This is a genomic window from Delftia sp. Lp-1, assembly GCF_020523835.1.
In the GTDB taxonomy this organism is placed as follows: domain Bacteria; phylum Pseudomonadota; class Gammaproteobacteria; order Burkholderiales; family Burkholderiaceae_C; genus Comamonas; species Comamonas acidovorans.
The window spans coordinates 409,401-428,525 of record NZ_JAJALJ010000004.1 but is presented as its reverse complement, the minus strand read 5'-3'; the positions used below and the strand labels follow the sequence as shown (position 1 = coordinate 428,525).

Sequence of the window (19,125 nt, the reverse complement as noted above, 5' to 3'; positions counted from 1 at the left end):
TGTTGTCTCCTTGGGAATCAGTGGATCAGTGGATCAGGAAAAGGCTGCGCCGCATTGGCGCAGCAGGGTATGTGCCTGTTGTTCCAGGTCGGCGCGGTGCTCCGGTGCCGCGATGTCGATCAGCCGTTTCACGCGGCGCGACAGCGTCTGGCCGCGCAGGTCGGCCACGCCGTGTTCGGTGACGATGAGGCCGGCATCGCTGCGCGGCGTGCTGACGGGGCCGGACAGCCGCGCAACGATGCGCGTGGCACCCCTGGCCGTGGCGGGCAGGGCGATGATGGGCAGGCCGCCGCGGCTGCGTGCCGCGCCGCGCAGAAAGTCCACGGCGCCCCCCACGGCGCCCACGTAGACACCGCCCGCCACTTCGGAATTGATCTGGCCCGTGAGGTCCACTTCCACCGCCGAATTGATGGCGGCCAGCCGGTGGCTGGCGGCCAGCACCTCGGGGTCGTGCGTGTAGCGCGTCTCGCGCAGTTGCAGGGCGGGGTTGCGGTGGGCCCAGCGCCTGAGCGATTCGCCGCCCATGAGGATGCCGCCGATGCCCACGCCGCGGTCCTGGCTCTTGCGCGCGTGGGTCAGCACGCCGGCTTCGGCCAGGGCTGCAATGCCGTCGCCCACGGCGCCGCTGTGCAGGCCCAGGTCGCGGTGGCCGTGCAGCGCGGCGAGCACGGCCTCAGGCAGGTTGCCCACGCCCACCTGCAGCGTGGCACCGTCTTCGATGAGGGCGGCCACATGGCCGGCAATGGCCTGCTCGGCAGGGCCGGGCGCGCTGCGCGCCTGGTCCAGCGGAGGGTGTTCGGCATCGACCAGCAGGGCGAAGTCGCCGGCCTGCAGGTGCAGGCTGCCGTGCGTCCACGGAATGGCGGGGTTGACTTCGCCGATCAGCACGCGCGCCTTGCGTATGGCGGCCGGCAGGTATTCATGGACCAGGCCCAGGCTGTAGCGGCCTTGTGCATCGGGTGGCGAGACCTGGAGCAGCACCACATCGGCAGGCAGCAGGCCCTCGTCGATCAGGCCGGGCAGGTGGGAGTAGTGGCTGGGCAGGATGTCCAGCACGCCCGCCTGGGCCAGCGCGCGGTGGGGACCGCCGGCCGCGTAGCCGAAGAAGTCGATGGCGTCGGCATGCGCCGGTTGCAGCGTGTCCGATGCGCCCATGCCCACGAAGACGCGCAGCCGGCCCTGGCCACCGTGCCGGGCCAGTGCATGGCGCTGCGCGACCACGGCGCGCGTGAGCGTCAGCGGCTCGGCCGTGGCCTGGCCCCACCACAGGGTGTCGCCGGGGCGGATCAGGGCCTGCAGCCTTTCTTGCAGGGCGTCCGGCGACAGCACGCTCATGGCGCGCGGTCCCAGTCGAAGCGCGTGGGCTGCTTGTCCTTGAAGCGCTGCACCGCCTCCTGGTGGTAGTCGGAGCCACGGCACATCGTCTGGGCATAGGCTTCCAGCTCGGCCATGGCGCGTGCGTCCAGCTCGAAGGCCTGGTTCATGGCCGTCTTGGCCATGCCGATGGCGGCTGTGGATGCCTCGCCGAAGCGCCGCGCCAGTGCCACGGCGGCGGCCTGCAGGGCCTCGCCGTCTTCCACGATCTCGTAGACCATGCCCAGCGACCTGGCTTCCTCGGCCTGCACGGTGCGCGCGGTGAACACCAGCTCCTTGGCCTTTTGCAGGCCCACGATGCGCGGCAGCATGTGCATGGCGCCCAGGTCGGGCACCAGGCCGATGCGGCCGAACACGGCGCAGAACTTCGCGCGCCGCGTGCACAGCACGAAGTCGGCGGCCAGCGCCAGGCTCAGGCCCGCACCGAAGGCCGGGCCGTCCACGGCGGCGATCACGGGCTTTTCGAGGTTGACCAGCTCGGGAAACCACTGGTGCAGGCTGCGCATGCGCTGGCGCCAGGGCAGGCCGGCCTGGCTGGCATCCATCATCTGGCTGATGTCGCCGCCCGAGCAGAAGGCGCCGCCCGCGCCCGTGAGGATGACGGTGTGCACCTGCGCGTCATCGCGCATCTGCGCCACGGCGGCGGCCAGGGCCGGGCGCATGGCCTGGTTGAGCGCGTTGCGGGCCTCGGGCCGGTTCAGCGTGATCGTGCCTATGCCGTCCTGGACGGAGGTCAATACGGGGGAGGTTTCAGGTGATGTAGTCATGGTGCCGAGGTTGGATTCTTTGAGAACAAAAGCTGGAATGTCTTGCTTGCTCCTATGCGCACCTTTGACGAGGCGTCCAAATCGGCATGTCCCAAGCCAGGGACACCGAGCAAGGGCCTGGGCCGGCCGCGCCGCCCCGCAGCGAGGGTGTCGTCCCCCTCCCGCGAAGCGAGAGAGGGGGAAGGCGCACAGCGACTCAGGGGGTGATCCATTCAAGCGAGTTCGGCGTAGCCGTGGCTCAGAACGACCTTGTCACGTTCGAGCACGCGGGCGCGCAACTGCAGCTGGCAGGGCTGGTCGGGCGTGCGCCAGATCTCGGTGACCAGGGTCTCCCCGGGATAGACGGGCGCGGTGAAGCGCACATCCAGCGCCTTCAGGCGCGCGGGATTGCGGTCGCCGCATTGGCGCAGCACGGCATGGGCCACCAGGCCGTAGCTGGCCAGGCCATGCAGGATGGGCCGCTCGAAGCCGGCCTTGCGCGCCACGGCCGGGTCGGCATGCAGCGGGTTGTAGTCGCCCATCAGGCGGTACAGCAGCGCGGCTTCGGGGCGTATGGCCTGGGTGTCGGTGAAGTCGGGAGCGCGGTCCTCCGGCGTGGGGCGCAGCGGCGCCAGGGGCGCGTCGCTGGGCTGGCCGCCGTCCAGCAGGCTGTAGCCGCCATCGCCGCGCAGAAAGCTGACCTGCTGCACGGTGGCCAGCAGCTCGCCCCCGGCGGTCTCCAGGCGCCGCTCGGTGACCATGATGGCGCCCTTGCCCTCACCCTTGTCCGTCAGGTGCGTGATGCGGTTGTGGCCCACCACGTCGGCGCTGGCCGGCAGCGGGCGGTGCAGCCGCATGCGCTGCTCGCCATGCAGCAGCTTCACCCAGTCGATGCCCGTATCGGCCTCGCGCGCCCAGAAGCCCGGGTAGCCCAGCACCACGGCCTGCGAGGGCAGGGCGCGCAGCCCGCCGCGCGCCCCTTCGTAGAAAAAAGGCAGGGCGTCGGCGCTCAGCGGATCGCTGCCCAGGCCCAGGCTCAACGCATAGAGCATGGTGTCGCGCTCGCCATAGTGCTGGCGCACGGGCTCGAAGGGGCGCTGTTTCAGGTGCTGGTAACTGATGGCCATGAATCAGCTCCGGTCAGATCGGGTCCCAGCTGAAGACATCTGCCGAGCGGTCCAGGGGGACGAACGATGCCTTGAGCGCAGGCATGCCGTGCTCGGCAATGAACTGGGGAGACCAGCCTTCGCTGCGGTGCACCGAGCGCAGCGGGCGCGGCTGGCTCATGACGAAGATCTCGTTGTTGCGCACGGCAAAGACCTGGGCGTTCACGTCGCGGGCCGCGTCGGACAGCAGGTAGACGGCCAGCGGGGCGATCTTGTTGGGCGTCATCTGCTGGATCTTGGCCACGCGCGCCTGCTGCTCGGGCGTGTCGGTGGGGATGGAGCCGATCATGCGGCTCCAGGCGAACGGCGCGATGCAGTTGGAGCGCACGTTGAACTTCTGCATGTCCAGCGCAATGGACTTGGACAGGGCCGTCAGCCCCAGCTTGGCGGCGCTGTAGTTGGCCTGGCCCAGGTTGCCGATCAGGCCCGAGGTCGAGGTCATGTGCACGAAGGCGCCGCTTTCCTGCTCCTTGAAATGGTTGGCGGCCGCGCGGCTCATGTAGTAGCTGCCGTACAGGTGGACCTTGATGACGGCGTCCCACTCGTCCAGGCTCATCTTGTGGAAGAACCGGTCGCGCAGGATGCCGGCGTTGTTGACCACGCCGTCGATGCGGCCGAAGCTGTCCACGGCGCACTGCACGATGCGGGCCGCGCTGGCGGCCTCGGCCACGCTGTCGGTGTTGGCCACGGCCTGGCCGCCTGCGGCCTTGATCTCATCGACCACCTTCTGGGCCGGGCCGGCGTCCGTGCCCTCGCCCGTGGTGGAGGTGCCTATGTCGTTGACCACCACCTTGGCGCCCTCGGCCGCCATGGCCAGCGCCATGTCGCGCCCGATGCCGCCGCCGGCACCCGTCACCACCACTACCTTGTCCTGCATCATTTTCTGCGCCATGGCCTGTCGTCCCCGTTCAGTGTTCGTTGGAAAGAAGTCGGGACCAAGGATGCCGGCAAACGCCGGGCCGCGCCATTCGCCAATCACAAGGGCGGACTTCGCGGGAATGAAAGCAGCGGCGGACAGGCCGCGCCGGCCCAGCCTTCAGCGCGGCCAAAGGCTTGCTTAAGAAAACGCGGATTGCGGGCCGCCGCGCTTGCACCGACCATGGCGGCCATGACAGACAAGCAAGCTACCGACACCCTCGACGCCGCAGCGCTGGCGCATCTTCAGTCCTGGCAGGGCCGCAGCGAAACCCTGGCAGACAGCATCACGGCCGCGCCCGTGGCCGCGCTGTCGGCCACGCTGGACCGGGAAGACCCTGAGCCCGCCGACGGCACGGCGCTGCCGCCGCTGTGGCACTGGATGTACTTCCTGCCCCATGCACGCCAAAGCGAGATCGGCCCCGACGGCCACCCGCGCCGTGGCGGCTTTCTGCCGCCCGTGCCGCTGCCGCGCCGCATGTGGGCCGGCGGGCGCCTGCGCTGGGAGGCAGGCAACCCGCTGCAGGTGGGCCAGAAGGTGCAGCGCCGCTCCACCATCGGCTCGGTCAGCCACAAGAGCGGCCGCTCGGGCGAGCTGCTGTTCGTGCTGGTCGAGCATGCCTACAGCAACGACCAGGGCCTGGCGCTGACCGAGGAGCACGACATCGTCTACCGCGCCGCTGCCCAGCCCGGCGATCCCGCGCCCACGCCCCAGAAGCCGCCGCTGGACGGCCAGCAAGCCTGGTCGCGCACCATCGTTCCCGACGACGTGCTGCTGTTCCGCTACTCGGCCCTGACCTTCAACGGCCACCGCATCCACTACGACCGCCGCTATGTAACGGGCGTCGAAGGCTATCCGGGCCTGATCGTGCACGGCCCGCTGATCGCCACGCTGCTGCTGGACCTGCTGCGCCGCGAGCTGCCCCAGGCGCGCGTGCTGTCCTTCGAGTTCAAGGCTGTGCGCCCCACCTTCGACCTGCATGCCTTCAGCGTGCACGGCAAGCCTTCTGCGGACGGCAAGACCGTCGAACTCTGGGCGCAAGACCACGAGGGCTGGCTGACCATGACCGGAAAAGCCACCCTGGCCTGAGACCCCTGAACACCGAGCCTTGAGACCACCATGATCGAACACACGCTTTCCAACAATTTCCCCGAAATCCGCGACGCCATCCGTGCGCTGTGCGCCGAGTTCCCTGACGAGTATTTCCGCAAGATCGACGAGCAGCGCGCCTATCCCGAGACCTTCGTGGACGCGCTGACCAAGGCCGGCTGGCTGGCCGCGCTGATCCCGCAGGAGTACGGCGGCTCGGGCCTGGGCCTGACCGAGGCCAGCGTGATCATGGAAGAGATCAACCGCTGCGGCGGCAACTCGGGCGCCTGCCATGGCCAGATGTACAACATGGGCACGCTGCTGCGCCACGGCTCGCAGGCGCAAAAGGAGAAATACCTGCCGCGCATCGCCTCGGGCGAATGGCGCCTGCAGTCCATGGGCGTGACCGAGCCCACCACGGGCACGGACACCACCAAGATCAAGACCAGCGCCGTCAAGAAGGATGGCCGCTACGTGGTCAACGGCCAGAAGGTCTGGATCAGCCGCGTGCAGCACAGCGACTGGATGATCCTGCTGGCGCGCACCACGCCGCTGGCCGAGGTGAAGAAAAAGAGCGAGGGCATGTCCATCTTCATGGTGGACCTGGCCGAGGCGCAAAAGAGCGGCCTGACCGTGCGCCCCATCCCCAACATGGTCAACCACGAGACCAACGAGCTGTTCTTCGAGAACCTGGAAATCCCCGAGGAGAACCTGATCGGCGAGGAAGGCAAGGGTTTCAAGTACATCCTCGACGGCCTGAACGCCGAGCGCACGCTGATTGCGGCCGAATGCATTGGCGACGGCTACTGGTTCCTGGACCGCGTGACCAACTACGTGCGCGACCGCAACGTGTTCGGCCGCCCCATCGGGCAGAACCAGGGCGTGCAGTTCCCCATTGCCGATGCCTTCATCGAGGTCGAGGCCGCCAACCTCATGCGCTGGAAGGCCTGCGAGATGTTCGACGCCAACCAGGCCATGGGCGCCCAGGCCAACATGGCCAAGTACCTGGCGGCCAAGGCCAGCTGGGAGGCGGCCAATGCCTGCATCCAGTTCCACGGCGGCTTCGGCTTTGCCTGCGAATACGACGTGGAGCGCAAGTTCCGCGAGACGCGCCTGTACCAGGTGGCGCCGATCTCGACCAATCTCATTTACTCCTACGTGGCCGAGCACATCCTCGGTCTCCCCCGCTCGTTCTGAAATGGAAAACCCCCTGAGTCGCTTCGCGCCTTCCCCCTGGAAGGGGGACGACAGCCTCGCTGCGGGGCGGCGCGGCCGGCCCAGGCCCTTGCTTGCTGTCCCTGGCTTGGAGCGCGCCAGTTGGTCGGGTCGTGGGTTTCGCCAAAGTGCAATGGATTTCCAAGATGAAAAAGCAAAGTCTTCGGCCGCTTGACGGCACCACCGTCGTCTCGCTGGAACATGCGGTGGCCGCACCGTTTTGCACGCGCCAGCTGGCCGACCTGGGCGCGCGCGTGATCAAGGTCGAGCGGCCCGGCAGCGGCGACTTTGCGCGCGGCTATGACCAGCGCGTGCAGGGCCAGTCCTCGCACTTCACCTGGATCAACCGCAGCAAGCAGAGCCTGGCGCTGGACCTCAAGCAGGACGAGGCCATGCAGGCGCTGCTGCAGCTGCTGGAGGGTGCCGACGTGCTGGTGCAGAACCTGGCGCCCGGCGCTGCCGCGCGCATGGGCCTGTCCTATGCGGCGCTGCGCGATCGCTTTCCGCGCCTCATCGTCTGCGACATCAGCGGCTACGGCGCCGACGGCCCCTACCGCGACAAGAAGGCCTACGACCTGCTGATCCAGAGCGAGGCGGGCTTTCTCTCGGTCACGGGCACGCCCGAGGTGCCGTCCAAGGCCGGTATCTCGGTGGCCGACATCGCGGCCGGCATGTATGCGTACACCAACATCCTGTCGGCCCTGCTGCTGCGCGGGCGCACGGGCGAGGGCAGCCACATCGACGTGTCCATGCTGGAGGCGCTGGGCGAGTGGATGGGTTACCCCATGTACTACGCCTTCGACGGCGCGCCGCCACCGCCGCGCACCGGTGCCTCGCACGCCAGCATCTATCCCTACGGGCCTTTCGAGGCCGGTGACGGGGGGACGGTGATGCTGGGCCTGCAAAACGAACGCGAGTGGAAGCTCTTTTGCGAACAGGTGCTGCTGCAGCCCGCGTTGGCTGCAGACGCGCGCTTCGACAGCAATGCGCGCCGCAACGCCAACCGCGAGGAGCTGCGTGCGCTGATCCTGGGCGTGTTCAACGCGCTGGATGCCGCCCAGGTGGTGCAGCGGCTGGATGCGGCCGGCATTGCCAATGCGCGCGTCAACGACATGGCCGGCCTGTGGGCCCATCCCCAACTGGCCGCGCGCCAGCGCTGGTGCAGCGTGGACACGCCGGCCGGTCCGGTGCAGGCCCTGCTGCCTCCCGGTGCCAACAGCGCCTTCGACTACCGCATGGAGGCCGTGCCCGCCGTGGGCGAGCACAGCGCCGCCATCCTGGCCGAGCTGGGCTGGAGCGCCGAGCGCATCAGTGCCCTGTGCCCGCCCCCGGGAAAAACCGCCCCCTGAAACCAGGGCGCATGCCCAAGAATGCGCCGGAGACCCAACCCATGAAAAACGACACCCAAGTGAGCATCCATCCGCTGGCCCAATTCGCTGCCTCGCTGCGCTGGGACGACGTTCCCGCCGCCGTTCAGCAGCGCGCCGAAGACCTCTGGGTGGACTGGTTCGGCTCCGTGCTCGCAGGCCAGGGCGCGCGCCCCGTGCAGAGCATCACGCGCTTTGCGCTGTCCCAGGGGCCGGCGCAGGGGCCTAGCGAGATCCTGGGCAGTGCCGACACCACCTCGCCCATGATGGCGGCCCTGGCCAATGCCGCGGCCTCGCATGTGGCCGAGCAGGACGATGTGCACAACGGCTCGGTCTTCCACCCCGCCGCCGTGGTCTTCCCGCCCGCGCTGGCCGTGGCGCAGAGCATCGGTGCCAGCGGCGCCGAGCTCATGGCCGCCTGCGTGGCCGGCTATGAGGTCGGCATCCGCGTGGGCGAGTTCCTGGGCCGCAGCCACTACCGCATCTTCCACACCACGGCCACGGCCGGCACCCTGGCCGCCGCGGCCGCCGTGGGCCGGCTGCTGGGCCTCACGCCCGCGCAGATGCAGCATGCCTTCGGCTCGGCCGGCACGCAGTCGGCAGGGCTGTGGGAGTTCCTGCGCACGGGCGCCGACAGCAAGCAGCTGCACACGGCGCATGCGGCCGCTGCGGGCCTGATGTCGGCCTATCTGGCCCGGGACGGATTCACCGGTGCGCAGGACATCTTCACCGGGCCGCAGGGCCTGGCGGCAGGCATGTCCACGGACGCCGATCCCACGCGCCTCACGGACGGCATCGGCACGCGCTGGGCCACGGCCGAGACCTCGTTCAAATGGCATGCCTCCTGCCGCCACACGCACCCGGCCGCCGACGCGCTGCTGCAGGTCATGCAGGACCACGGCCTGACCCCCGCCGACCTGGCGCAGGTTACCTGCCACGTGCACCAGGGCGCCATCGACGTGCTGGGCCCCGTGGTCGATCCCGGCACGGTGCACCAGAGCAAGTTCTCCATGGGCACGGTGCTGGCGCTGGCCGCGCGCCACGGCCATGCGGGCCTGGACGAGTTCGACAACGAATACCTGGCCGCTACCACGGTGGCCCTGCGCGAGAAGGTGGGCATGGTGCTGGACCCTGAGGTCGATGCCGCCTACCCGCAGCGCTGGATCGGCAAGGTCACCGTGCTCACCACCGATGGCCGCTCGCTGCACGGCCGCGTGGAAGAGCCCAAGGGCGATCCGGGCAACACGCTGTCGCGCGAGGAGATCACGGCCAAGGCGCTGCGACTGATCGCCTATGGCGGTGCCCTGCAGGACGACCCCGCACAGGCCGCCGTAGCGCGGCTGTGGCAGATCGCGCACTGGCCGCGTGTGCAGCGCCTGCTTGACTGAGTTTTTGACTGAGTTTTCGCGCCGGCCCCGGCCGGCGAATCCATGGGAAAGGCGCCACCACAGAGCGCCTCCCGCTTCCACCAAAGTGCACAGGAGACAAACCATGCAACGCACCACTTCTTTCCGCCGCCGCCTCGTTTACGCAGCGGCCGCCGCCTGCGCCCTAGCCGCCGGCGGGACGACCACCGGCGCCCTGGCCGCGGCCTGGCCCGACAAGCCCGTCGTCCTCGTCGTGCCCTACAGCGCTGGCGGCCCCACCGATGTGGTGGCGCGCCTGCTGGCCGTGCCCATGGGCCAGGTGCTGGGCCAGAGCGTGCTGGTCGAGAACACCGTGGGAGCGGGCGGCACCATTGCGCCCAACCGCGTGGCCAAGGCCAAGGCCGACGGCTACACCATCCTCATCCACCACATGGGCATGGCCACGGCGCCTGCGCTGTACAAGAAGCTGCCCTATGACCCGCTCAAGGACTTCGAGTACATCGGCCAGGTGCTGGACGTGCCCATGACCCTGCTGTCGCGCAAGGACTTCCCGGCCAACAACTTTGCCGAGCTGCTGGACTACGTGAAGAAGAACCAGGAGAAGGTCTCGCTGGCCAATGCCGGCATCGGCGCCGTCTCCCAGCTGTGCGGCATGCTGTTCATGCACCAGGCGGGCGTCAAGCTCACCACCGTGCCCTACAAGGGCGCAGGCCCGGCCATGAACGACCTCATGGGCGGCCAGGTGGACCTGCTGTGCGACCAGACCACGCAGACCGTGCCCGTGATCAAGGACGGCCAGCGCGCCAAGGTCTTCGGCGTGACCACGCCCAAGCGCCTGTCCTCGCTGCCCGACATCCCCACGCTGGACGAGCAGGGCCTCAAGGGCTTCGACGTCAAGGTCTGGCACGGCATGTACGCGCCCAAGGGCACGCCCAAGGAGGTGGTCATGGCCATCAACAAGGCGCTGAACGTGGCCATCAAGGACGAGAACGTCAAAAAGCGCATCGCCGAACTCAGCTCCGACCTGGTCACGCCCGACAAGGCCACACCGGAAGGCCTGCGCACCCACCTGCAGGCCGAGGTGGCGCGCTGGGACAAGGTCATCAAGGCCGCAGGCGTCTCGGCCGAATAAACCTCTCTCCCAAGGACATCCGCATGCACGATCTGGCGCGACAGGCCACTTCCTTTCTCTTCGTCCCCGCCACGCGGCCCGAGCGCCTGGGCAAGGCCCTGGACAGCGGTGCCGACATGGTCATCGCCGACTGGGAGGACGCCGTGGCCCCGGCCGACAAGGACGGCGCCCGCCAGGCGCTGGCCCAGGCCGTGGGTGCGCTGGAAGGCCCGGCCCGTGCCCGCCTGCTGGTGCGCATCAACGCCGAAGGCACGCCCTGGCATGCGGATGACCTGCGCGCGCTGGCGCAGTTGGTGGAGCAGGGCGTGGCCGGCGCCATGGTCTCCAAGGCCGAGCGCGCCCAGACACTGCATGCGGTGGCCCAGGCTGCCGGTGCACGGGCGGCCGTGCTGCCCCTCATCGAAAGCGTGGCCGGCCTGGACGCGGCCGACGCCCTGGCCGCCGCGCCCCAGGTGGTGCGCCTGGCCTTCGGCCACCTGGACTTCCAGGTCGATGCCGGCATGGCCTGCGGGCAGGGCGAGGAAGAGCTGCTGCCCATGCGCATGGCCCTGGTCCTGGCCTCGCGCCGCGCCGGCATTGGCGCGGCCGTGGACGGCGTGACGGTGGACACGCGCAACCCCGAGCGGCTGGCCCAGGACGCGGCACGCGCGCGGCGCATGGGCTTTGGCGGCAAGCTGTGCATCCACCCGGCCCAGGTCCAGCCCCTGCACGCCGTATTCGACCCCGATGCAGCGGCCGTGGCCCACGCGCAGCGCCTGCGCCAGGCCCTAGCCGAGGCCGGAGGCGGCGTCTGCGTGCTGGACGGCCGCATGGTCGATGCGCCCGTGCTCAAGCAGGCCGAACAGGTGCTGCTGCGCCATGCCTGGGCGCAACAGAGATCTGCAGCACGATCTTGATAAAAATGAGACTGAAAGGCCGTTTTGCACTCAGAGTTTTCTGATTCTGGTGAAAGCAGTCCAATGATTTCCCTGATGGTGAATCCATCTGCCTCGAATACGCTTGGTCAACTCGATTGATTTCGAGACGGCGGTTTCTTGATCCGGTGTCTCCGTCCATGGTGGCACCCAGGCAAAGGAGCGTGTGATGGCAGTGATCTCGGGGACGGCATCGAACAGCGGGTTCAACGGCCAATTGAATGACCGACTTGAAGACCGAATGAATGACCGACTTAACAACCGATTGAATCGGCGCCAGGCACTGGCCCTGGCGGCCGGCGCCGTGGCGGCAGGGCCCGCCAGCGTGCTGGCGCAGGCCGGCTTTGCCACACGGCCCGTGCGCATCGTCGTGCCCTTTGCGGCGGGCGGTGCCACCGACGTGATTGCGCGCATCCTGGGCGAGCGCATGGCCCAGCAGCTGGGCCAGACCGTGGTGGTGGACAACAAGCCCGGTGCGGCTGGACTGATCGGCGGCGAAATGGTGGTCCGCTCCGCGCCGGACGGGCTCACCCTGCTGCTGGGCACCACCTCCACCATGCTCACCAACAAATACCTCTACAAGAAGACCGCCTACGACCCGCTGACCGACCTCACGCCCCTGTCGCGCGTGTGCATGGCGCCCATCGCCCTGGTGGTCACGACCGACGTGCCCGCCACCAACCTGCGCGAATTCATGGCCTGGGCCCAGGCCAACGCGGGCAAGCTCTCATATGGCTCCTACGGCATAGGCTCGCACGGCCACCTGGCCTGCGCCGTGCTCAGCGACATGGCCGGTGCCGGCATGGCGCATGCCGCCTACCGGGGCGAGGCGCTGATGGTGCAGGACATGCTGGGCGGGCGCATCCCCATCGGCATGGGCAGCCTGCTCACGCTCAAGCCCCACATCGATGCAGGCAAGCTGCGCGCCCTGGCCGTCACCGGCACGCGCCGCGTGCCCCTGCTGCCCGAGGTGCCCACCTTTGCCGAGGCCGGCTACCGCCACGAGGCCATGGAACTGTCCGGCTGGCTGGCCATCGCCGGCCCCAAGGGCCTGCCGGCCGACCTCACGCGGCAATGGGGCGAAATCTCCAACCGCGCCGTGGCCAGCCGCGAAGGCACGGCCCGCATCATCGCGGCCGGCTTCGTCCCTGTCGATGACGACAGCCCTCAGCGCTTCGGCAAGGCCTGGGCGCAAGAGGCTCCGGTCTGGGGGCGGCTGCTGCAGTCGGCGGGGGTGCAACCCGGTTGATGGCGCACAGCGGCCCTGGTTGCCCAAGGCTGCACTCATGCCCTGTGCTGTAATCGCCCCTCCTCAGGCGGCCCCGGTGGTGCAATGCCATGACGGGACAGCCCGTGGTTTCTCAAACATTCAAGAGAGGGTATTACCGTGAGTGCATTGGTCATCAAGGCCTGGAAGGCCAGCGAGCAGCCCATAGACGACAAGGGCAACCACATTGCCATCACAGGCCGCGAAGGCGGCCTGGTCGCCTGGATCCTGTCCAAGGTCAACATCGATCCCACCACCACCATCCGCGTGGGCAGCGAGCGCCTGGAGTTCAGCAGCGCCTCGCTGTCGGGCACCCAGTCGCGCCTGATCCCGCTGCAGGGCATCTGCTCCACCTACTACGGCTATCACAAGCCCTGGAAGACGGCGCTGGGCATCGGTGCCCTGTCGCTGTTCATGGGCGGGTCCATGATGGCCCAGAGCTTCTTTGCAGGCCTGGTGGTCATGCTGATCGGCTGGGGCATCGCCGCCGTCATCTACTTCCTGAACCGCACCCTGACGCTGGGCTTCATCGAGAACAGCGGCGCAGTCAACGGCATCCAGTTCAAGCGCTCGGTGATCGAGAACATCGACATCACGCAGGAGCAGGCCAGGCAGGTCTGCGAACTGATGCAGAAGCTGATCGAGGCCAAGGAAAAGCGGCTCTGACCGCTTGAGTGAAAAGGAAAGCGCGGCATGCGCTTTCCTTGTGCGCGCCGTGATCTGGGGGCAAGACCCGGCGCGCGCTATTGGGCAGATGGGGAGCAGTCGGGCTCCACGTCCATGCCCAGCGGCAGGTAGTAGTGCTGCTGGCCTGTGGCTGCCATGGAGTCGCCCGATGCCGAGATGGCGGCTAGCGGTTTGCGGGCGTCGAGAAGGGTGATGGAGTGCCCCGGATCAGTCCAAAGGCCAGAACCATATTTCTCTTGAATCGAAATAGCATGCGGAGTTACACACCTGAGTGCTATTTTGGGATTCAATCACATCAATATGGCCTCCGTTGTAGCCTGCAATCTTCCAGAAGAAGATTACCCCTTTCTTGCCGGATAATTTGGTATGTGCATCGGCAGCGCTAAATATCTGAGGCTTGCCAAGTATATGGGGCTTGGCAAGCTGATCAGCGAGTAGTTTTGCGCCGGGCTCGAACGTCCGGTCTTTGTATTTCCCGGTTTTTATCTTCAATCGCCCGTTGATGATGACGCCTGACTTGATCAGGGCCAGGCTCAATCTGGTTGCGCAGGTGTTCTGATAACCGGCGTTTTGCCGAATCAATGCTGCATCGTCGTATCCAAGCTCCTCATAGAGTGCTGTGCGAGACACATGGCTGGAGTTCAGCTCGTTGGCCGAATAGTGATGAGATTTGAGCGTTGCGTAGGACGGTTTCATTTTTTCCCGCCTTTGCAAGGAAACTCTTTTCCGAGAATGTCGCTGATGACATGGGCAGCCCGTGACTCACGCTGTTTGAGATCCAATTTGCTCAATCCGCTGTGAAGTACTTCTGCCAGAGTGATGGTCTTGAAATGCTGGTAATCGCACCAGACCCGTCCTTCCGTGGCATCCAGAACACCGAGCAGATACATCTCCGCATATCTTCTTTCCATGAGGTTTTTGCTCATATATGCAGTAAAAAACGTGTCCGCCGATAAATTATTGTTCTCGATGATCAGACGCTGGGAATCTGGAACTGGTCGGGCAAGCCGGGTCTCAGCGTTGGCATGGGGAAAGACACCCAGTATCAAAGTAGAAATAATGAGAATAGGGCTGGAAAGATACTTCCAAAAAAAGAACGGCATCGAATTGCCAAAGGCTGGTGATTTTCTGCTGTCTGTGTGAACCCTCAAGAATCCGTACATTGCCATCTCTGCCTTTCATGATGAAGCGATGATTTGAGTGCGAGAGTTCTTGGCTCAATCAACATGCACTGGCAGTTGTATTCTGGCTGGAAGCTCCGGGTCGAAGGGCAATTATTGACTGGCCAGGCATGTCTGGGCAATAGCCATCATTCCTGTTTGAGTGAATTGCCATTCATTTGGGCATGTACGAGCCTGCCGGAATGCAGTCATACGGCAAGATTGCTCTTGGGGAATGGTGGAGTCTTTCGCGTCTTTGTCAGGGAGGTAACAATAAGTGTCTTCAAAAAAATACCGCTTCAGATGAGGCGGTATTTCCTGGGGGCGTGCCGTGCGCCAGCGAAAGAGGGGATCACTCAGGCCTGAGCCCCGCCACGCGCCATCAGCTTGAACGTTCCCGTGGCCAGGGCCACCAGGGTGCCGTCCTCGGAGCGCACTTCGCCGCGCGCGAAGCTGATGGAGCGGCCGCGCCGCTCGCAGTGGGCGGTGGCGATGAGATCGCCGCTGCCGGCCGAGACGTAGTGCAGCGTGAGATCGATGGTGGCCACGCCGAAGGCCGTGGGGTCGTGCGAGCGGCAGGCCGAGGCCAGGGCGCAGTCCAGCAGCGAGGCGATGGCGCCGCCGTGCACGTCGCCGCGGCTGTTGGCCTGATCCGGTTGAAAGCCCATGCGGATCTGGGCGCGGTCCTCGCCGATGCGTTCACCGCTGAGCTTCATGGCGCGGGCCATGGGCATGGGCAGGCCGAAGAGGATGCCGGGCGCCTCGCCTTCGAAGGGGTTGGCCGGGTGGTCTTTGATGGGTGTATTCATGCGGGCAATCATCGCATCGGCATGACTCAATCCACCCGTGCACCTGTCGATTTGACGACAGTGGCCCAGCGCGTGATTTCCTTGTCGATATGCGCCTGCAGCGCCTCGGGCGTGGAGCCCACGGGCTCGTAGCCGCCGGCGGCCAGTTGGGCCTGCAGCGCGGGCTGGCGCAGGGCGGTGGCGATCTCGCGGCTCAGGCGCTGGGTGGCTTCGGCGGGCGTGCCGGCCGGCGCGATGACGGCGTACCAGCCGGTCACGTCGAAGCCTGCGATGCCCTGCTCCTGGATGGTGGCCACCTCGGGCGCCAGCGCCGAGCGCTGCGGGCTGGTGACGGCCAGCGCGTGCATGCGCCCGCTGCGGATGTGGGGCATGGAGGTGGAGATGCTGTCGAAGGTCAGGTCGATGTCGCCGGCCAGCATGGCGTTGACCACGCCCGCGCTGCCCTTGTAGGGAACATGGGTCATGCGCACGCCTGCCATGGAGCCGAAGTACTCGGCCGCCAGATGCCCCGTGTTGCCGTTGCCCGCCGAGCCGAAGGTGAGCTTGCCGGGGTTGGCCTTGGCGGCCTGGATGAGTTCCTGAATGTTCTTTGCCGGCAGCTTGCTGCTGGCCGCAACCACCATGGGCAGGTTGGCCACCAGGGACACGGGCGCGAAGTCGCGGCGGGTGTCGTAGGGCAGCTTGGGATAGAGGCTGTCGTTGATGGCATGGGCGGCCAGCACCATGAGCACGGTGTAGCCATCGGGCCTGGCGCGCGCCACGTATTGCGAGGCCAGCGTGCCGCCTGCGCCGGGTTTGTACTCCAGCACCACGGGCTGGCCCAGCTGCTGCTGCAGCTGCACGGCCAGCGGGCGGCCCAGCAGGTCGGCGCTGCCGCCGGGTGGATAGGGAATGACCAGCTGTATGGGCTTGGCAGGCCAGGCCTCGGCAGCATGGGCGGCCGGGGCCAGCAGGGCGCAGGTCGCCAGGGCCAGGCAGGACAGCAGGCGGCGGCGCGGGAGTGGGTGCATGGGCATGGGCATGGGGGGACTCCGTTTCATGAAGAGGACAGGGCGCCGGCCTGGTACTGCTCGCGCAGCGCGCGCTTGAGCACTTTGCCGATCTCGCTGCGCGGCAGGCTGGCGGCCAGCCGCAGCTCGGCCACGCGCTGGGTCTTGCCCACGCGGGCGTTGAGCCATTCGCGCAGCTCGGCGGCTGAGGGCGTGGCATCGGGGCGTGCCACGGCGTAGGCCACGGGGGTCTCGCCCCAAGCATCGGAGGGCACGCCGATCACCGCGCATTCGACCACCTGCGGGTGCTGCAGCAGCACGGACTCGATGTCGCTCGGGTAGACGTTGAAGCCGCCCGTGATGATCATGTCCTTCTTGCGGTCGCCCAGCACGATGAAGCCGTCCTCGTCCAGGCGGCCCACGTCGCCGCTGCGGATGAAGCGCAGGCCCTGGGCATCGAACCATTCGGCCTCCTGCGTCTTGTCGGGCAGGCGGTGGTAGCCGCTCATCATCCCGGCCGAGCGGCCCACGATCTCGCCCTGCTCGCCGGGCGGCAGTTCGCGGCCCTGCTCATCGATGAAGCGGATGTCGGCGCCCGGTCCCGGCCTGCCCACGGTGTGCAGCTTGTCGGGGAAGTCATGGCAGTGCAGCTCGCAGCGCACGCCGCCTTCGGTCATGCCGTAGTACTCGATGAGCCGTCCGGGCCAGCGGCGCAGCACCTCGGCCTTGAGCGCGGGATGGAAGGGTGCGCTGGTGCAGAACTTGTGCTGCAGGCGGCTCAGGTCGGCGCCGTCGAACCCCGGGCACTGCATCAGCCGCTGGTACTGCACGGGCACGAGCATGGTGTGGGTGGCATGGTGGCGCTCGGCCAGTTCCAGGTACTGCGCCGCGTCGAACTTGCGCATCAGCACCAGGGTGCCGCCCAGCCCCAGGGTGGGCAGGGCCGCGACCAGGGTGGTGTTGGAGTACAGCGGCGTGGAGCACAGCGAGACGGCATCGGGCCCGTAGCCGTTGTGGATGGCGCGCTGCACATGGGCCCAGCGCATGGCCCAGGACTGGACGATGCCCTTGGGCACGCCCGTGGTGCCCGAGGAGTAGATGACGTTGAAGGGCCAGTCGGGCTGGGGGTGGATGGGCGTGGGTGCCGTGCCATGGTCCGTTTCGTCCGCAGCCAGCCATTGCGACCACGGCATGCCGGCTTCGACAGCGCCGTCCAGAGCGACGCATTGCAGATCCTGTCCGGCCTGCAGCGGCCATTGCGCTGCGGTGTCCGCGTCGCGCAGCACCAGCCGGGCGCCGCAGTTGTCCAGCATGGCGCTCAGGTGGCCGGCCGTGGCCGACGGGGCCAGCGGCGCCACGGCCACGCCCGCGCGCAACGCACCCAGGAAGGCCAGCACGTACTCGGGCGAGCTGCCCGCGCAAATGGCCACCACGTCGCCGGGGCCCAGGCCCTGGCGTTGTAGGCGCAGGGCCACGCGGTCCATGCCCAGGCGCAGCGCGGCGTAGTCGAGGCTGCGGCCATCCATGGCCAGGGCGGTGTGGCGGGGGCGCTGGCTGGCCTGCAGCGCGACGAGTTCGGGCAGCGAGCCAAAGGGCTGGCGCAGCAGGGCGGCGATGTCTTCTTGCATGGGAGGGGCGGGAGGGGAGAACTATTCCAGCGACAGGCCTGCGGCCTTGACGATCTGGGCCCAGCTCTTGCGTTCCTGGGCGATGAAGGCGTCGTACTCGGCCGGTGTCTCGCCACCGGGCACGCCGCCCAGGTCGGCAAAGCGCTGGCGCACCTCGGCCGTCTGCATGGCGCGCCGCGCAGATTCCTGGATGCGGCCGACCACGGCATCAGGCGTGCCGGCAGGGGCCAGCAGCCCGAACCAGGCCGTGACCTGCATGGGCACGCCGGCCTCGGTCATGGTGGGCACCTCGGGCAACTGGGCCGAGCGCGTGGCGCTGGTGATGGCCAGCGCACGGAACTTGCCGCTCCTGATGTGCGGCATGGAGCTGGGCAGGTTGTCGATCATGTAGTCCACCTGCTGGCCCAGCAGCGCCGTGACCGCAGGCGCGGCCCCGGGAAAGGGCACGAGCGTGACCTCGATGCCGGCCTTCTGGCGGAACATCTCCGAGGACATGTGCGGCGACTGGCCCACGCCCGACGTGGACACGTTCAGGCGCCGGGTCCTGGCCAGCTCCACCAGCTCGCGCACGCTGCGCACGGGCGAATCCGCATGGACCACGAGGATATTGGGCACGGAGATCACATTGGTGATGCCGCGCAGATCGCTTTCCTTGTAGCTGAGCTGCTTGTACAGACTGAAATTGATGGCCACCGGGCCGATGTTGCCCATGAGCAGCGTGTAGCCATCAGGCCTGGCGCGCGCCACCTGGGCCGTGCCGATGCTGCCGCCGCCACCGCCCTTGTTCTCCACCACCACCGAGGTGCCCAGGTCCTTGCCCATCTTCTCGGCCAGCACGCGCGCTGCAATGTCCGTGGTGCCGCCTGCGGCGGCCGGCACCACGATGGTGATGGGGCGTTCAGGCCAGGCCGCCGCCAGCGCGGCGGCAGGAGCCAGGGAGAAAAAAGGCAAAGCGGCCAGCAAGGCCAGCAGGCTGCGGCGGACGGTCATGGGCAGTCTCCAGTTCACTGCCCGCAACGATAGAAAACCCTGGGCCCCAGGGCACCAGGGTTTGACTGGAGATCCGCTTCGCCATTCGGAAACCCGCGCTTAGGCCTGCTGGAACGGGTGCTAACCCGTTGCCGAAAAGGCGGCCACAAGAAAAAAGGCGCCGAAGCGCCTTTTCTTTTTCGCAGAATGCACAGCGCATGAAACTGGCGCGGCCCAAGTCAGGGACACCGAGCAAGGGCCGCCCCGCCGCGAGGGTGTCGTCCCCCTCCCTTGCGAAGCAAGCAGAGAGGGGGAAGGCGCGTCAGCGCC

Annotated in this window: 18 protein-coding genes; 8 read left to right on the top strand and 10 right to left on the bottom strand. The window is 67.5% G+C overall.

Features of this window, described 5'->3' with window-relative positions:
• Nucleotides 1–33: 33 nt before the first annotated feature.
• The 4 genes from LGR64_RS27205 to LGR64_RS27190 all read right to left on the bottom strand — a co-directional run bounded on the left by LGR64_RS27205 (nt 34) and on the right by LGR64_RS27190 (nt 4,178).
• Nucleotides 34–1,335 (bottom strand): acetyl-CoA hydrolase/transferase family protein, encoded by a 1,302-nt coding sequence (locus LGR64_RS27205; protein WP_013800085.1) that lies wholly within the window; start codon nt 1,333–1,335, stop codon nt 34–36.
• Entirely contained in the window at nt 1,332–2,141 is an 810-nt protein-coding gene (locus LGR64_RS27200) for an enoyl-CoA hydratase/isomerase family protein (RefSeq protein ID WP_013800086.1), read from the bottom strand. The genes LGR64_RS27205 and LGR64_RS27200 overlap by 4 nt, the downstream gene beginning before the upstream one ends.
• A 212-nt stretch (nt 2,142–2,353) precedes the next feature.
• On the bottom strand, nt 2,354–3,247 hold the full coding sequence (locus LGR64_RS27195; RefSeq protein ID WP_230357384.1) for a MaoC family dehydratase: 894 nt from the start codon (nt 3,245–3,247) through the stop codon (nt 2,354–2,356).
• Between the two features lie 13 nt (nt 3,248–3,260).
• A complete protein-coding gene (locus LGR64_RS27190) occupies nt 3,261–4,178 on the bottom strand; it encodes an SDR family NAD(P)-dependent oxidoreductase (RefSeq protein ID WP_230357383.1) in 918 nt (305 codons plus the stop codon).
• Between the two features lie 207 nt (nt 4,179–4,385).
• On the opposite strand from LGR64_RS27190, the gene LGR64_RS27185 reads away from it, so the two are divergent.
• From LGR64_RS27185 to LGR64_RS27150, 8 genes are all read left to right on the top strand, one after another.
• The gene (locus LGR64_RS27185; RefSeq protein ID WP_230357381.1) at nt 4,386–5,291 is read left to right on the top strand and encodes an FAS1-like dehydratase domain-containing protein; all 906 of its coding nucleotides are present in this window, start codon (nt 4,386–4,388) and stop codon (nt 5,289–5,291) included.
• 30 nt (nt 5,292–5,321) lie between these two features.
• A complete protein-coding gene (locus LGR64_RS27180; RefSeq protein WP_012202137.1) occupies nt 5,322–6,488 on the top strand; it encodes an acyl-CoA dehydrogenase family protein in 1,167 nt (388 codons plus the stop codon).
• 164 nt (nt 6,489–6,652) lie between these two features.
• On the top strand, nt 6,653–7,855 hold the full coding sequence (locus tag LGR64_RS27175; protein ID WP_230357379.1) for a CaiB/BaiF CoA transferase family protein: 1,203 nt from the start codon (nt 6,653–6,655) through the stop codon (nt 7,853–7,855).
• A gap of 41 nt (nt 7,856–7,896) precedes the next feature.
• A complete protein-coding gene (locus LGR64_RS27170; RefSeq protein WP_230357378.1) occupies nt 7,897–9,261 on the top strand; it encodes an MmgE/PrpD family protein in 1,365 nt (454 codons plus the stop codon).
• Nucleotides 9,262–9,364: 103 nt separating this feature from the next.
• Entirely contained in the window at nt 9,365–10,372 is a 1,008-nt protein-coding gene (locus LGR64_RS27165) for a tripartite tricarboxylate transporter substrate binding protein BugD (RefSeq protein ID WP_017406883.1), read from the top strand.
• 23 nt (nt 10,373–10,395) lie between these two features.
• Nucleotides 10,396–11,268 carry an HpcH/HpaI aldolase/citrate lyase family protein gene (locus tag LGR64_RS27160; protein WP_230357376.1) on the top strand — a complete coding sequence of 291 codons (873 nt, stop codon included), beginning with the start codon at nt 10,396–10,398 and terminating at the stop codon, nt 11,266–11,268.
• Between the two features lie 187 nt (nt 11,269–11,455).
• Nucleotides 11,456–12,535: a Bug family tripartite tricarboxylate transporter substrate binding protein gene (locus LGR64_RS27155; protein WP_328511986.1), complete on the top strand. Its 1,080-nt coding sequence runs from the start codon at nt 11,456–11,458 to the stop codon at nt 12,533–12,535.
• 138 nt (nt 12,536–12,673) lie between these two features.
• A complete protein-coding gene (locus LGR64_RS27150) occupies nt 12,674–13,219 on the top strand; it encodes a hypothetical protein (RefSeq protein ID WP_012202143.1) in 546 nt (181 codons plus the stop codon).
• A gap of 228 nt (nt 13,220–13,447) precedes the next feature.
• Here LGR64_RS27150 and LGR64_RS27145 read toward each other — a convergent pair whose 3' ends face one another.
• The 6 genes from LGR64_RS27145 to LGR64_RS27120 form a co-directional block, all read right to left on the bottom strand.
• Nucleotides 13,448–13,936, bottom strand: a complete 489-nt coding sequence (locus LGR64_RS27145) for a T6SS effector amidase Tae4 family protein (protein WP_141832888.1) — start codon at nt 13,934–13,936, stop codon at nt 13,448–13,450.
• Complete coding sequence (locus LGR64_RS27140) at nt 13,933–14,409, bottom strand: Rap1a/Tai family immunity protein (RefSeq protein ID WP_230357372.1); 477 nt, start codon at nt 14,407–14,409, stop codon at nt 13,933–13,935. The genes LGR64_RS27145 and LGR64_RS27140 overlap by 4 nt, the downstream gene beginning before the upstream one ends.
• 347 nt (nt 14,410–14,756) lie before the next feature.
• Nucleotides 14,757–15,209 carry a PaaI family thioesterase gene (locus LGR64_RS27135; RefSeq protein ID WP_043783107.1) on the bottom strand — a complete coding sequence of 151 codons (453 nt, stop codon included), beginning with the start codon at nt 15,207–15,209 and terminating at the stop codon, nt 14,757–14,759.
• Nucleotides 15,210–15,235: 26 nt separating this feature from the next.
• Nucleotides 15,236–16,225: a tripartite tricarboxylate transporter substrate binding protein gene (locus LGR64_RS27130; RefSeq protein ID WP_207442907.1), complete on the bottom strand. Its 990-nt coding sequence runs from the start codon at nt 16,223–16,225 to the stop codon at nt 15,236–15,238.
• A gap of 20 nt (nt 16,226–16,245) precedes the next feature.
• Nucleotides 16,246–17,826: a class I adenylate-forming enzyme family protein gene (locus LGR64_RS27125; protein WP_141832884.1), complete on the bottom strand. Its 1,581-nt coding sequence runs from the start codon at nt 17,824–17,826 to the stop codon at nt 16,246–16,248.
• A 21-nt stretch (nt 17,827–17,847) separates the two neighbouring features.
• A complete protein-coding gene (locus tag LGR64_RS27120; RefSeq protein WP_141832882.1) occupies nt 17,848–18,816 on the bottom strand; it encodes a Bug family tripartite tricarboxylate transporter substrate binding protein in 969 nt (322 codons plus the stop codon).
• Between the last annotated feature and the right edge of the window lie 309 nt (nt 18,817–19,125).